The following is a 14981-nucleotide window of genomic DNA, read 5'->3' on the forward strand; positions in this document are numbered from 1 at the left end:
GAGTACAAACTTCACATCATTTGTATTATCTACATAGTTAGCGATGAATTTTAAAGGCAGGAGTTTGAAACCAAAGGGTTCAAAAATTTGCAAGTCCTGATACATACCAACCGTTCCACGAATAAATTCTTTCGCGGACAGAATATATAGAAGAATAGGGAAAAATAAGATACCCACAGCTAAAACGAATCGCTCTGTCTGAGGTATCCGTAGTAACGTTAAGGAGTATTAAACTTTTACAATTGAATTGGAGGAAAAATAAATACTTGGTGGGTCGTGAAGGATTCGAACCTTCGACCAACGGATTAAAAGTCCGCTGCTCTACCGACTGAGCTAACGACCCTAAGAATAGGATATTAAATAGTTTTTTCAGCGAATAGTGCAGCTATTAGATGGTGCCCGAAGCCAGACTTGAACTGGCACGCCTCGAAAGGCGAGGGATTTTAAATCCCTTGTGTCTACCGATTCCACCACTCGGGCAAACTAACTTATAGCGTATTATGGAGGCGTGTCCCGGAGTCGAACCGAGCTACATGGATTTGCAATCCAGTGCATAACCGCTTTGCTAACACGCCAGTAATTGGAGCGGGAAACGAGGCTCGAACTCGCGACCCCGACCTTGGCAAGGTCGTGCTCTACCAACTGAGCTATTCCCGCATTCGCTGTTAGTGGTGCGCATTTTACGGATATTTTAAACGCTGTCAATCATAGATCTTAAAAAAAATCTTAACCGTCTAAAAAAACTTCATTTCGTTTAAATTATTTACAATAAATGATGAAAAAATGAAATTTACTGCTATCTCTTAATTTCTTCTTTTATCACTTTAGGCTTTATGCCAAAATGCTTTTACTATTTTTTTCATAATTCATAAAAAGTGCGGTCACTTTTTAAATTATTTTCGAGGATATTATGACAACACAACAATATGCAATTGATACCCTACTCGCTCAAGCCGGTAATCGCACCGATGAACGCACTGGTGCAGTTTCTACGCCAATTTTTCTTTCTACTGCATACGGGCATCATGGCATTGGTGAGAGTACGGGATTTGATTATACTCGCACAAAAAACCCAACCCGCTCAGTGTTAGAAAACACAATCGCCCAATTAGAAAACGGAGATCAGGGTTTTGCATTTTCATCGGGCATGGCGGCAATCCAGGTGCTAATGAGCCTTTTTACCGCGCCAGATGAGTGGATTGTTTCCAGCGATGTTTATGGCGGAACTTACCGCCTTTTAGATTTTTCTTATAAAAAGAACAATAGTGTAAAACCGGTTTATGTTAATACGGCTTCTACTGAGGATATTGAAGCAGCCATTACCCCCAATACCAAAGCGATTTTTATCGAAACGCCGTCTAATCCATTAATGGAAGAATGCGATGTAGCAGAAATTGCGAAACTCGCCAAAAAACATCAATTAATGTTGATCGTCGATAATACGTTCTTAACACCCGTACTTTCCCGCCCGCTAGATTTAGGGGCGGATATTGTTATTCACAGCGGTACTAAATATATTGCCGGTCATAATGATGTGCTTGTTGGTCTGATCGTGGCAAAAGGTCAAGAACTTTGTGAACGTATCGCCTATATTCAAAATGGCGCCGGTGCAGTACTTTCACCTTTTGATTCATGGTTGACGATTCGTGGAATGAAAACCCTCTCTCTACGTATGAAACGCCACCAAGAAAATGCGCAGACCGTTGCAGAATTTTTAAAATCCCAACCACAGGTTGATTCCGTTCTTTATCCAAACAAAGGTGGAATGCTTTCTTTCCGTTTAAAAAATGAAAATTGGGTCAATACTTTTTTAAAATCCATCAAACTCATCACCTTTGCAGAAAGCCTTGGTGGAACTGAAAGTTTTATCACTTATCCGGCAACTCAAACCCATATGGATATTCCGGAAACAGAACGTGTAGCTCGAGGGATCACTAATACGTTACTACGTTTTTCAGTGGGTATCGAAAATGTGGAAGATATCAAAGCAGATTTACTTCAGGCATTTTCTCATTTGAAATAATCCTCTTGGAGGTAAGATGAAAATTGCAGTTTACAGTACAAAGAACTATGACCGTAAATACTTTGAATTAATCAATGCAAAATACGGTTTTGATCTTGAATTTTTCGACTTCATGTTGAATGAAAGTACAGCCCGCTTGGCGGAACATTGTGAAGTGGTTTGTATTTTTGTCAATGATGACGGGAGTCGAAAAGTGTTGGAAAAATTGACCGCACTTGGCGTAAAAACCATTGCTTTGCGTTGTGCCGGTTTCAATAATGTGGATTTGAAGGCTGCACAAGATATTGGACTTCAAGTAGTTCGTGTGCCGGCTTATTCTCCTGAAGCCGTGGCAGAACATACCGTCGGCTTAATGATGACACTTAATCGCCGAATTCATCGTGCTTATCAGCGTACCCGTGAAGCCAATTTTTCTTTAGAAGGACTTATTGGATTTAATATGCACGGACGAACAGTCGGCATTATAGGTACAGGTAAAATTGGAGTTGCCGTTATGCGTATTTTAAAAGGCTTTGGAATGCATATTCTTGCTTATGATCCTTTTAAAAACCCTGTTGCTGAGGAGCTTGGTGCAAAATATGTTGAACTTGACGAGATCTATGAAAAATCTCATGTGATTACTTTACATTGCCCCGCTACGCCGGAAAATTATCATTTACTCAATCGTGAAGCGTTTGCAAAGATGAAAGATGGGATCATGATCATAAATACAAGCCGGGGCTCTCTCATTGATACGCCCGCAGCAATTGATGCCCTCAAACAGCGTAAAATAGGTGCATTGGGTATGGATGTCTATGAAAATGAACGCGATTTATTCTTTGAAGATAAATCTAATGAAGTCATTCAAGATGATGTATTCCGCCGCCTTTCTTCGTGCCATAATGTACTACTTACCGGTCATCAAGCATTCTTAACAGAAGAAGCTTTAACCAGTATTGCAGATGTTACACTTGCCAATGTATATAAACTAAAATCAGGTAAACCTTGCGAAAATCAGGTTTTTCCCTCTTAGCTTTTAGTGATTAAATTAATAAGTGTACTTTTAAATAACCCGTGCTATTCTGACCGCACTTGTAATTTCACAAAATGCCCTTATATTGGGAGCATTATTCACAAAAAAGGAAACAAAAATGAGCCAAGTATTACACACAACAGATACGACATTTGAAGCAGATGTATTACGTTCTGATATTCCGGTATTAGTTGATTTTTGGGCACCATGGTGTGGTCCTTGCAAAATGATTGCGCCGGTATTGGATGAGCTTGCCCCGGAATTTGCCGGCAAAGCAAAAATCGTAAAAATCAATGTTGATGAAAACCAACTGGTTGCCGGTCAATTCGGTGTACGCAGTATCCCGACTTTACTTTTAATGAAAAATGGTGAGGTTGTTGCAACACAAGTCGGTGCGTTACCAAAAGGTCAGTTAGCCAACTTTATCAATCAGCATCTTTAATTATCTTAAATCCTCTTATTAAACTTAAAATAAGAGGATTTTTTTATATTCTTCTCTAATCTACATTTTTTCTGTGATATTACTCACAAATCTCAAAAGCTTTTGTTTACATTTTGTTTAAATAGACTTACTTTCAGCAAATAATCTTATAACACAATAGAAACAAAGGATTATCAAATGTCTATTTCACTTTCTAAAACTTACTCTCCAGAACGTCGGGTCATTACTGAAAATTATCGCCTTGATGAAAAAATAGCAATTGATCAGCTAATGGCAACCCTTGATTTCACAGAAGAACAAGAAAAACGTATTACAGATCATGCTACCAAGCTCATCAATAAATTACGTCATATTAAACAAAAACAATATGGTGCAGACGCTTTGATGGAGGAGTTTTCGCTAAGTTCAGAGGAGGGTGTTGCGTTGATGTGCTTGGCAGAAGCCTTATTACGCATTCCTGATGACAAAACCCGTGATGACCTTATCTACGAAAAATTACAAGACGGTAATTGGCGATCCCACCTAGGCAATTCAAAATCTATTTTCATTAACGCTGCCAGCTATGGTTTAATGTTCGGTAGAAAAATCAGTGAAAATCTTACGGAAACTCAACTCACCAACAATCTAAAGAATATTTTTTCCCGTTTTACTGCACCAGTCATGCGTCAAATTATGGTGAAGTCTATGCAGATTATAGGGAAACAATTTGTGGCAGGCATAAATATACATGAAGCGCTTAAACATATCCAACCCCGCTATAAAAAAGGATTTACCTTTTCATTCGATATGTTGGGCGAAGCCGCAATGACGGCTACCGATGCTGATCGTTACTTCAACGATTATTTACATGCCATTGAGGAAGTCGGTAAAAATGCCACAGATCGAAATATTTACAATGGTAACAGTATCTCTGTAAAACTTTCCGCCATTCATCCTAAATATAATCGTGCGAAATATGATCGCACAATGAATGAGCTTTATCCTCGTGTAAAACAACTCTTCTTGCTGGCACAAAAATACAATATTAGCGTGAATATTGATGCGGAAGAAGCAAATCGCCTCGAACTCTCTCTTGATTTAATCGAAAAATTACTTGATGAACCGGAGCTCAAAGACTATAAAGGTATTGGTTTTGTTGTACAAAGTTATTCTAAACGCTGCCCGTATGTTTTAGATTATTTGATCAATCTTGCCCGTGAAAAACAACACTATTTGATGATCCGCCTAGTAAAAGGCGCCTACTGGGACAGTGAAATCAAATGGGCACAAACTGATGGTTTAGATGATTTCCCGCTTTTCACCCGCAAAAATCATACTGATATTGCCTATGTTGCTTGTGCCAAAAAATTGTTGGCGGCACAGGATGTCATTTACCCGCAATTTGCTACTCATAACGTTCTCACAATGTGTACTATTTATGAACTCGGACAAGGAAAAAGATTTGAGTTTCAATGCTTGTACGGTATGGGGGAAAGCCTTTACGACAATATCGTAGGTAATGAAAATTTCAGCCAACAAGTACGTGTTTATACTCCGGTAGGGACTCATGAAACCTTGCTTGCTTATCTCGTTCGCCGTTTGCTTGAAAATGGTGCAAATTCGTCCTTTGTTCATCAATTAGTGGACGAGAGTATTCCGGTTTCTCAGTTAGTTACTCCGCCGTGGAAACTGTATAGCAAATCCAATGGCGAACCCAATAAACTGGTACGTAAACCCCTTGAATTATTTCACGATCGTCGTAATTCCGCCGGCTTTGATTTAACCAACGAGCTGGTATTGGAAAAACTTGAACAAGCCTTGAATAATGCTCAAATTGGAAATGCGGAATCTCTTATCCTACTGGACGCCCCAAGCCAACAAGCCGTACAGTATGTGAAAAATCCTGCAAAACTAACAGAAACTGTCGGTGAAATACGTTTCTTAGAAATCGATCAAGCGCAAGCGGTATTTTCAGCCGCCAACAACCAAAACTGGAGTACGAAAAGTGCGGTCGAAAAAGCCAATATTTTACGCAAAGCGGCTGATCTCTATGAAGAAAATCACGGTTTATTGATGAAATTAGCAATGCTTGAAGCCGGTAAAACGTTACCGAATGCTATTGCCGAACTTCGTGAGGCGGTTGATTTTCTCCGCTATTATGCAAATCAACTTGAAAGTCTAGCGGCTATCAATAAACTTGGTGAAGCCCGTGGCAAAGTACTTTGTATTTCCCCTTGGAATTTCCCACTAGCAATCTTTACCGGTCAAATTGCCGCTTCCCTCGCTGCCGGTAATGCAGTGATAGCCAAACCTGCAGAACAAACCTCACTCATTGCTTATGCAGCAGTAAAATTACTTCACCAAGCCGGTATTCCGATAGAAACCTTACAATTAGTGCTAGGGGCGGGAGATCTCGGTTCTGCACTTGTTCAACAACCATTCGATGCTGTCGTATTCACTGGCTCAACCGAAGTGGCAAAACTTATCGAAAAACGTTTAGCTGTTGCAGACAATGATCCTATTTTGATTGCAGAAACAGGTGGACAAAACGTACTGGTAGTCGATAGCTCCGCCTTACCGGAACAAGTGGTTGCAGATGTATTAAGCTCCGCTTTTGATTCAGCAGGTCAACGCTGCTCTGCTCTCCGTATTCTATTACTGCAAGAAGAAATCGCCGATCAATACTATCGAATGATTAGCGAGGCAATGAAAGAATTAAGCCTAGGTGATCCGCGTTTACTTGAAACCGATATTGGCCCAGTTATTGACGAAGAAGCAAAACAAAACTTGCTCAACCATCAATCCAATATGCGTAAAGTGGCTGTTACCTATACGGAACTAGCTGTGCCGGAAGACGGGCATTTTATCGCTCCGTCCGTTTATCTGTTGGATAATCTCGATCAGCTACAAAGAGAAGTATTCGGTCCAATTCTTCATATTATTCGCTATCGTAAGGAGGATCTCATCAACGTACTCGACAAAGTCAATGAAAAAGGTTATGCCCTAACCGGAGGTTGCCACAGTCGAATTCGTAAACAAATGAGCTTAGTAGAAAAACACCTTAATTGCGGTAATTTCTATATCAACCGAAATATTGTAGGTGCGGTCGTGGGAGTACAACCATTCGGAGGGCATGGTTTATCCGGTACGGGACCTAAAGCAGGCGGAGAATTTTATCTCCAACGCTTAACCCGTACACCAAATTATTACAGCCAATTTGGTGATGAAAACAGCCTTCCGCAATCTAAACCGGTATTGGAAAGTATTACCGGCGAACATAACAGCCTTGCCTATTTACCTTGCGAGGTCGCAATCCTTAATGGCGATTTATTGGCTTCTCAATCTGCAGCAGAAAAACTATTATCGGCAGGTTTCACTGTTTTGGTTGAACCTAGTCATCCGCTTGCCCAAAATCGCCAAACGGGTATTCGGGTCGATACCAAACTCGGACACTGTCAAAAAGGCGTGTATTTGACCACACTTAATACACAGCGTCGCCTATGGTTAGCAGAAAACAGTAAAGCTATCTTTAAATGTTTCGACTGGAGTACAACACAAGATTTATTACCTTTATATGATGAATTCTCTCGTAGCTATAACACAACTGCTGCCGGAGGAAACACATCATTAATGGCGGCGGAAGAACATTGATTTAAAAAGTCTATAAAAAATGACGTTCTATGTTTCCTTTTTATGATTAACAAGCGACAATAAGGTCTTTTGTAGAATTGGATTTATTCAACCACAATCAGTTATATATTTAAAATGGCAAGAATAAATCCACTACACAGGCTAATACCTTAATAACAGGAGTAAAGCTATGCAGATTTACATCACATTCGGCTTGTATTTATTGGTAATTTTAGGCATTGGTTTATATGCTTATCGTTCCACTCAAAACTTTGACGATTACATTCTTGGCGGTCGAAAAATGGGAAGTTTCGTAACAGCAATGTCCGCCGGCGCTTCCGATATGTCAGGTTGGCTCTTAATGGGATTGCCGGGTGCAATTTACCTCTCCGGTTTATCCGAAGCATGGATTGCCGTCGGACTAACTGTCGGCGCCTTTATGAACTACAAAATTGTTGCCGGTCGTTTACGTATTTTCACTGAAAAATACAATAATGCGCTTACTTTACCGGAATTCTTCGCCCAACGATTCCCGCGTCAGAAAAAAGCGTTAAAAATTATTTCTTCCTCCATTATTTTATTTTTCTTCACTATTTACTGTGCTTCTGGTGTGGTCGCTGGGGCAAAATTGTTCCAAAGTTTACTTGGATTGGATTATTATACCGCGCTTTGGTTGGGTGCGATTGCCACTATCGCTTATACCTTTATCGGCGGTTATTTGGCAGTCTCTTGGAGTGATACTATTCAAGCCTCTTTAATGATTTTTGCACTCATTCTTGCACCGGTAATGGCATTCGTGAATATCGGATGGGAAGAGATCAACGCTGCGTTAGCCGCCAAGTCCGCCGTAACCAATATTCCATATAGTAACTGGTTACATAATGTATCGGGAATTGGCGTCATTTCCGCTCTTGCTTGGGGTTTAGGCTATTTCGGACAACCGCATATCTTGGCTCGCTTTATGGCAGCAGATTCGGTGTCAGCACTTAATAAAGCGCGAACAATTGGTATTGTGTGGATGTTCCTCTGTCTAGGGGGAGCCGTATCGGTGGGTTACTTTGGTTTGGCTTATTTCACTCACCAAAATATTCCGCTCGAAAACGCAGAATCTATTTTTATTGAACTTTCAAAAGTGATGTTTAATCCGTGGATTGTCGGCATTGTTTTATCAGCAATTTTAGCCGCCGTCATGAGTACGCTATCCGCTCAATTATTAATGTGCTCGGCTGCGATTACTGAAGATTTCTATAAAGGTTTCTTCCGTAAAAATGCGTCAAGCCAAGAATTAGTATGGGTTGGTCGCATAATGGTATTAGCCATTTCCGTTGTGGCCATTGTCATCGCCCAAGATCCGAACTCTAAAGTAATGGGCTTGGTATCTTATGCTTGGGCAGGCTTCGGAGCAGCATTCGGACCTGTGGTCATTCTCTCACTCTTTAACCGTAATATTAGTTCCAAAGCAGCATTATGGGGGATGTTATCGGGTGCTGTAACCGTAGTCGGTTGGAGTCCATTAATGAAATTCTTAGGCTGGAACGATTTATCTCAACTTTACGAAATTATCCCCGGCTTCTTAGTTTGTTCATTTATTACGCTCACATCCTCTGTGTTTTCCCCTGTGCACCCTCTTGTTGCCGAACAGTTTGACGAGGCATTAGAGGAGTTTGAATCAAAAAATAATTAAAATTGAAAAGTGCGGTTAAAATTAACCGCACTTTTTGTATCCTCTACTCTATCGCTCAAGTACTTTTCGATTTTCTTCTGTTTCGGGTTCAAGATCGAATTTTGCCATAAGTAATTGATCACCGTCTTCCTCAGGATTACCGGTAACGAGTAATTTATCACCATAGAAAATAGAATTAGCACCTGCCATAAAACACATAGCCTGCATTTCTTCTGTCATCCCTTGACGTCCTGCCGATAAGCGTACATAACTTTTTGGCATCGTAATTCGTGCAACGGCAATAGTACGAACAAATTCCGTCCAGTCTAAATCTTCTGCATCAACAAGGGGAGTCCCCTCCACTTTGACTAACTGATTAATGGGGACAGATTCAGGTTGAGGATCTAAATTCGCAAGGCTGGCAATTAAACCGGCACGCTCTTTACGGGTCTCATTCATCCCCACGATACCGCCACAACATACTTTTAAACCGGCTTTACGTACTTTACCTAAAGTACTTAAGCGGTCATCAAAACGACGCGTGCCGATAACCTCACGATAATGTTCCGGTGCGGTATCAAGATTATGGTTATAATAGTCCAATCCCGCCTCTTTCAATTCTTCAGCCATTCCGTCTTGTAATAATCCGAACGTACCACAAGTTTCCAAGCCGAGTTCTTTCACTGCCTTAATAATTTGTGTTACTTTTCCTATATCTTTAGGTTTTGGACCGCGCCACGCCGCCCCCATACAAAATCGCCCCGCACCACGAGACTTGGCAATTTTGGCTTTGGCAATCACTTCATCTACATCCAATAATTGCTGATTTTGCACACCGGTTTGGTAACGTGCCGATTGCGGGCAGTAACCACAATCTTCCGGACAACCGCCGGTTTTAATTGACATTAATGTTGAAAGTTGAATTGCCCGCGGATTGAAATGTTCTCGATGCACTTGTGCAGCACGATAAATCAACTCCAAAAAAGGAGTTTCATACAATGCTTCTACTTTACAAACAGACCAATACTCCACAGAGGGGTGAGGGGTTATTTCGGTTAATTGAACAGATTGTACGGTTGTCATACTTTTTTCCTATAAATTTTGTCCTTGATGAATATGAATAATACGATCAATATGCCCTTCTAATTCTTTAGGCTGATGGGTAACAAGCAGTAAGGCTAGCATCTTTTCATCACATAACTGGTCGAGCAACTTTAACATTTCCATACGTAATTGCGGATCAAGTGCGGAGAAAGGTTCATCCAATAATAAAATGGGTTTATCACGCAACAGACAACGTGCCAATGCAACACGTTGTTTTTGTCCACCGGAAAGTGCGGTCGATTTTCTCGTTAAAAAATCCTGTAAATTAACCGCACTTGCGACTTGTTCAATTCGTATTTTCTCTTCCTTTGAAAGGGACAAATTCGGTTTTAAGCCTAATGCGATATTTTCCGCCACGGTCAAATGGGTGAACAAATTATTTTCTTGAAATAACATGGAAACCGGGCGTTCATAAGGGGCGCTTCTCGTATGATTTTCACCGTTAAGCCAAATTTCCCCCTCATTGGCATAGTCAAAACCGGCAATCAGATTTAATAGGGTACTTTTCCCTGCACCACTCTCACCGATAATTGCGACTTTTTCTTGTGCCGCAATATGTAAATCAAACATCATCGGCATGGATTGATAATTAAATTTCACTTGTTTTAATTTAATCATTGTTTTCCCTATTGTGTTCAATAAACATAAATAATCCAAGACATAAGCTAAGCAAAATAAATGCTGTAATCGCCGCTTCTTGACTCCGATATTGTCCGATTTGTTGATAAAGCAAGTGCGGTAAAGAAGTAAAATCCGGACTACCAAACAGTGCAATTGCCGTAAAATCCCCTAAAGAGAGCGTTGTCGCCAAAGCAAAGGTATATTTTAGCGGTGTTTTTAATAAGGGATATTCAATTAATTTGAAGCGTTGCCACCCTTTAAGATTTAGCGATAAACACAATTTTTCGTAATACTGCGTAGCTTGCATCATCGGTGTGTTTAAAATTCGAATGACAAAAGGCATTGCGGCTAACGCATTACACAGCACGACAATTAAAAATAAATGAACATTGCTAAAATCCATTTCCTGTAAAATTAAAAATAATCCTACCGAAAGAATTAACGTTGGTACGGCTAAAATCATCATACCACCGGTTTGAATGAGGGTTGCAAACACAGGAAAATGAAGCCATTGTAGCTGGCGGGAAAGCAGAAGTAATAAAAAAGAAAATACTATCGCTAATACACCTGAAGCGGGAGCCATTGAAAGGGAATAGATTAACGCTTTCCATAATTGGGGATCTTGCCAAAAACTAAACCATTCCGGTGCGCTGACCCCTTCCACTACAATACTCAGCAGTGGCATGAAAAGAAATAAACATACGCTAAACAAAATAAAAACATTAAAAATTTTGACCGCACTTGATGGCGGCATCAACCAAATATAGCGTTGGGAAAGGTTGGTTTCCGGCGGTTTAGCAAAAATTTGGGATACCCCAAATAATACAAAGCAAAAAACAAATTGAATCAAGGCAAATAAAGCCGCTTTAGGAAAATCAAATTCAAAAAAGATCGCTTGGTAAATAGCAACCTCCAAAGTGCTATTTTGTGGCCCGCCACCAAGAGAAAGCACGATGGTGAAACTGGTAAAACACAGCATAAAAATGAGAACAAAAGTCGGTAAAAGCTGGTTTTTAAGGTAAGGTATTTCAATTAAACGAAAAAATTGCCAACTTCGAATATTTAATTGTGCGGCTAACTGATGCTGTTCTGAGGGAATAGCTTGCAAGGCTTGTTGCGTTACCCTCGCAGCAAGGGGAATATTAAAAAAGAGGTGGGCAATTAATATACCTTTCAACCCATAAATTGTCGGTTTCCAATTAATCCCTAACCACTGCATTATCCGACTTAACCAACCTTCTGTGCCATAAATCTCGAGTAAGCCAAAGATCACCAAAAGCGCCGGCAACACAAAAGTAAGGGAAAGTAAACGCTGGATAAGACGTTTTCCCGGGAAAGGCTGATAAAAAAACGCACGTCCAAATAATGCCCCGATCAGCACGGCAAGCAATGCTGACAAAAAGGCTTGCCCAAAACTAAAAAAGATAATTTGGTGTAAATAGTCATCCTGCTTGAAAGCCTCCCAAGAATAATTTCCACCGACGGAAAATACCGCAGAAAGCGATGTGGTATAAAGCAAAACAATGAAAAAAATAACCGCACTTCCGCCAATATAATGACGAGGACGGAAATGCGGATGAGAAAACAACGATATCATTAGAAACTATTTAGAAAGTGCTTTTTGCCACTGATTAATCCAAGTTTTTAATTGTTCTCCCGTGACTTTTGACGTATCCAATACCGGCGTACTTTGAGTATGTTTTTTTAGCGCATCAATATGACTTTCGATAGGGCTATCAATGACCGGTAACATCACATTATTTTTCGCAATATCGGCTTGTGCTTCCGATGAAATCAAATAATCAAGAAAGTGATCCGCACAAGCGTTATTACGGTTCGCTACTTTAGCAACGACTTCCACTTGTAATACGCCGCCTTCACTAAATTCCGTTGCCATATAATTATCTTTTTGCTCAGAAAGAATATGGTAAATTGGCGAGGTGTTTGTGCTTAACACGAGATCCCCCTCCCCCTTTAAGAATGCACCGTAGGCTTCTGTCCAGCCTTTTGTAATGGTTACAGTGTGTTCTGACAAGGTTTTCCAGATATTTTGTGCTTCCGACTGCGGATAAAGGGCATTTACCCAAAGTAATAAACCGCGCCCGATACTACTGGTACGCGGATCTTGATATAGCACTTTTAGATCTTTACGTGCAATCAATTCCTTCAAACTTGTTGGAGGGTTAGTTAATTTATTTTTATCGTAAATAAAGGCATATTTTGCAAAATCAAAAGGCAAAAATGTGTGATCATCCCATTTTAGCGGTAATGCCAATTTACCAAGATCCACTTGGTTAGGCTCAAACATTGCTAATTTTTTGGCTTCATCAATTTGATGATTATCTAAACCTAATACCACATCCGCTTTAATTTTTTTTCCTTCTAAGCGTACACGATTAAACAAAGTACCATTATTATCAAAGGCAACATAATTTAACTGACACTGTGGAAATTGTTTTTCAAAGCCGGTTTTAACTTTCGGCCCAGCACTCCAATCGGCACTAAAAGAATCGTAAGTATAAACAGTGAGTGGTTGTGCAGCAGTTTGAGCAAATGCAGAAGCAGCAAAAAGTGCGGTTGAAATGAGGATTATTTTCTTCATTGTACTGTCCTTATAAAAATAGAAATGAAGAAACAGCCTAATGAAAAGAGTTAGTTTCCTACGCCAGCATTATCTGTTTCAGGTTCACGGGTATCTCTCAGCCAAACAATGTTAGCACCCCGACTAAGGGCTAAAAGTCTATATAAACTTTTTAAAATATACAAGCATCTTGAAACAAAACTGTTAGCTTGATCACAAAATTTAGACAAAATAAAACCCGCAATAAACGGGTTTTAAGGATGGAAGATTATGCTTCTTGGTGCTTTGCTGCAACTTCGCTTAATAACGTTTGCAACTCACCTGCTTGATACATTTCCAGAATAATATCACAGCCACCAATTAATTCACCCTCTACCCATAATTGTGGGAAAGTTGGCCAATTAGCGTAAGCCGGTAATTCAGCTCGAATATCCGGATGTTGAAGAATGTCCACATAACCAAAAGGTACTTTACAGTTCATTAATGCCTCTGCCGCACGAGCAGAAAAACCACAAGAAGGCAATTTTGGTGAGCCTTTCATATAAATTAAAATCGGGTTTTCGCTGATTTGTTTTTTGATTTTGTCTAACGTTTCCATAATGTTCCCCGTAAAAAGTAGAGGCGCGTATTCTAACATAAGTTAGAGGTATCACAAATTAGAACTTGAGTAATCAGGTCAGGTTTACCAACTTCCGCCCGCACCGCCACCGCCGAAGCCTCCACCGTCAAAACCACCTCCCGATGAACCACCTCCGCCGAATCCGCCACCAAATCCTCCGCCGAAACCGGAGCCTCCCCCACGACGACGGGATAATGTTGATTGACGCACAATTCGATTCAATTGATCACGCTGATTCGGGCTGATATAAATTTCATCTTTATGATATTGATATTCGCCAAACACAACAAAGGCAATAAACACCAGCACCATAATAAAGGGAATATATTTATCAAACTCACTATCTTCCATTTGATAAGCACCATATTCCCCTTGGCTTGCAGCGATAATGTCATTTAATCCGTCATTAATACCCTGAGCATACTGCCCTTGTTTAAATTGCGGTAAAATTGCATTGCGGATAACCTGTGATAAAAAAGCGTCCGGTAATACCCCTTCTAAACCTTGCCCTGTCGCAATAAATACTTTGCGATCATTTTTTGCAATTAACATTAAAACGCCGTTATTTAGCTGCTTACGCCCTATTCCCCACTTATCACCTAAGGCAAAAGTATAATCCGCAATTTCATATTCACCGGTAGTCGGTACAAGCACAACGGCAATTTGCGAGCTGGTTGCCTCTCCATAAGAGACCAGTTTGTTTTCAAGAAGTTGCCGTTGCTGTGAGGAAAGCGTATTGGTGTAATCATTCACATAATGGAAAGGATTTGGCGTAGGCGGAAACTCTGCGGCAGAGACAAAAGCCCCCCAAAAAACGAAGATAAAAACAACCGCACTTTTCATGATTTGCAAAAGTTTAGTCATGAATAATCACCTCATTTGGCAATTCATTTCTGTCATCAACTTGAATAGGAAAATGCGTTTTTAAGGTATCGGTAATATGTTCAATCGCCTCAACGATACCTTGTGTATAGGCTTTTTCCTTAAATCGTGCAATCATTAAATCACATTGTTTTTGCCAATAAGCATCATCGACAAATTGATGAATTCCTTTATCACCAATAATGGCACAAAGATGATTTTTGTATCCAACATAAATTAATACTGCATTTTTTGCTGCTGTTTGATGCATATCAAGCCCACCAAAAATTTGTAATGCTCGCTCAATCGCCGATAATCCTTTCTCGGTTTTTGGTAATTTACGTTCAATATAAACCCGTAATTCTGCCGAACTTTGACTTTCAAGGCGAGCAATCGCCGCCTCAATTTGTTTTTTATCGACAGGGATTCTTGAAAGGAATTTCATC

At 40.2% G+C, this 14981-nt stretch carries 12 protein-coding genes, 4 tRNA genes, 1 pseudogene and 1 riboswitch; of the genes and pseudogenes, 5 read left to right on the forward strand and 12 right to left on the reverse strand.

The window, feature by feature from the left end:
- The 5 genes and pseudogenes from BKK47_RS12725 to BKK47_RS10210 all read right to left on the reverse strand — a co-directional run.
- Positions 1-186: pseudogene (locus BKK47_RS12725) on the reverse strand (ParA family protein); the annotation flags it as partial.
- A gap of 81 nt (positions 187-267) precedes the next feature.
- A tRNA-Lys gene (locus BKK47_RS10195) sits at positions 268-343 on the reverse strand.
- A 50-nt stretch (positions 344-393) separates the two neighbouring features.
- Positions 394-480 (reverse strand) — tRNA-Leu (locus BKK47_RS10200).
- A gap of 21 nt (positions 481-501) precedes the next feature.
- A tRNA-Cys gene (locus BKK47_RS10205) sits at positions 502-575 on the reverse strand.
- 6 nt (positions 576-581) lie between these two features.
- Positions 582-657 (reverse strand) — tRNA-Gly (locus tag BKK47_RS10210).
- Between the two features lie 253 nt (positions 658-910).
- Between BKK47_RS10210 and BKK47_RS10215 the strand changes: the two genes are divergently transcribed.
- The 5 genes from BKK47_RS10215 (at position 911) to putP (ending at position 8770) form a co-directional block, all read left to right on the forward strand.
- Positions 911-2023: a methionine biosynthesis PLP-dependent protein gene (locus BKK47_RS10215; protein WP_077494734.1), complete on the forward strand. Its 1113-nt coding sequence runs from the start codon at positions 911-913 to the stop codon at positions 2021-2023.
- A gap of 16 nt (positions 2024-2039) precedes the next feature.
- Positions 2040-3035 (forward strand): 2-hydroxyacid dehydrogenase, encoded by a 996-nt coding sequence (locus BKK47_RS10220; protein ID WP_077494735.1) that lies wholly within the window; start codon positions 2040-2042, stop codon positions 3033-3035.
- Between the two features lie 118 nt (positions 3036-3153).
- Complete coding sequence (trxA, locus tag BKK47_RS10225) at positions 3154-3477, forward strand: thioredoxin TrxA (RefSeq protein ID WP_077494736.1); 324 nt, start codon at positions 3154-3156, stop codon at positions 3475-3477.
- 177 nt (positions 3478-3654) lie between these two features.
- Entirely contained in the window at positions 3655-7107 is a 3453-nt protein-coding gene (putA, locus tag BKK47_RS10230) for a bifunctional proline dehydrogenase/L-glutamate gamma-semialdehyde dehydrogenase PutA (protein ID WP_077494737.1), read from the forward strand.
- A 169-nt stretch (positions 7108-7276) separates the two neighbouring features.
- Entirely contained in the window at positions 7277-8770 is a 1494-nt protein-coding gene (gene putP, locus BKK47_RS10235) for a sodium/proline symporter PutP (protein ID WP_077494738.1), read from the forward strand.
- A gap of 48 nt (positions 8771-8818) precedes the next feature.
- Here the strand turns inward: putP and bioB are convergent, their stop codons facing one another.
- The 7 genes from bioB to BKK47_RS10270 form a co-directional block, all read right to left on the reverse strand.
- On the reverse strand, positions 8819-9832 hold the full coding sequence (gene bioB / locus BKK47_RS10240) for a biotin synthase BioB (RefSeq protein WP_077494739.1): 1014 nt from the start codon (positions 9830-9832) through the stop codon (positions 8819-8821).
- Between the two features lie 9 nt (positions 9833-9841).
- Positions 9842-10471 (reverse strand): thiamine ABC transporter ATP-binding protein, encoded by a 630-nt coding sequence (gene thiQ, locus BKK47_RS10245; RefSeq protein ID WP_077494740.1) that lies wholly within the window; start codon positions 10469-10471, stop codon positions 9842-9844.
- The gene (gene thiP / locus BKK47_RS10250; protein WP_077494741.1) at positions 10464-12071 is read right to left on the reverse strand and encodes a thiamine/thiamine pyrophosphate ABC transporter permease ThiP; all 1608 of its coding nucleotides are present in this window, start codon (positions 12069-12071) and stop codon (positions 10464-10466) included. Before thiP ends, thiQ begins: the two co-directional genes overlap by 8 nt.
- A 6-nt stretch (positions 12072-12077) precedes the next feature.
- Positions 12078-13076, reverse strand: a complete 999-nt coding sequence (thiB, locus tag BKK47_RS10255; RefSeq protein WP_077494742.1) for a thiamine ABC transporter substrate binding subunit — start codon at positions 13074-13076, stop codon at positions 12078-12080.
- A 38-nt stretch (positions 13077-13114) separates the two neighbouring features.
- Positions 13115-13208, reverse strand: a riboswitch (TPP riboswitch).
- Between the two features lie 115 nt (positions 13209-13323).
- Positions 13324-13653, reverse strand: a complete 330-nt coding sequence (gene grxD, locus BKK47_RS10260; RefSeq protein WP_077466040.1) for a Grx4 family monothiol glutaredoxin — start codon at positions 13651-13653, stop codon at positions 13324-13326.
- Between the two features lie 84 nt (positions 13654-13737).
- Positions 13738-14538 (reverse strand): TPM domain-containing protein, encoded by an 801-nt coding sequence (locus tag BKK47_RS10265; protein WP_077494743.1) that lies wholly within the window; start codon positions 14536-14538, stop codon positions 13738-13740.
- Positions 14531-14980, reverse strand: a complete 450-nt coding sequence (locus tag BKK47_RS10270) for a TPM domain-containing protein (protein WP_077494744.1) — start codon at positions 14978-14980, stop codon at positions 14531-14533. Before BKK47_RS10270 ends, BKK47_RS10265 begins: the two co-directional genes overlap by 8 nt.
- Position 14981: the final 1 nt, after the last annotated feature.

Origin of the sequence: Rodentibacter mrazii, assembly GCF_001998825.1 — a bacterium.
GTDB lineage: Bacteria > Pseudomonadota > Gammaproteobacteria > Enterobacterales > Pasteurellaceae > Rodentibacter > Rodentibacter mrazii.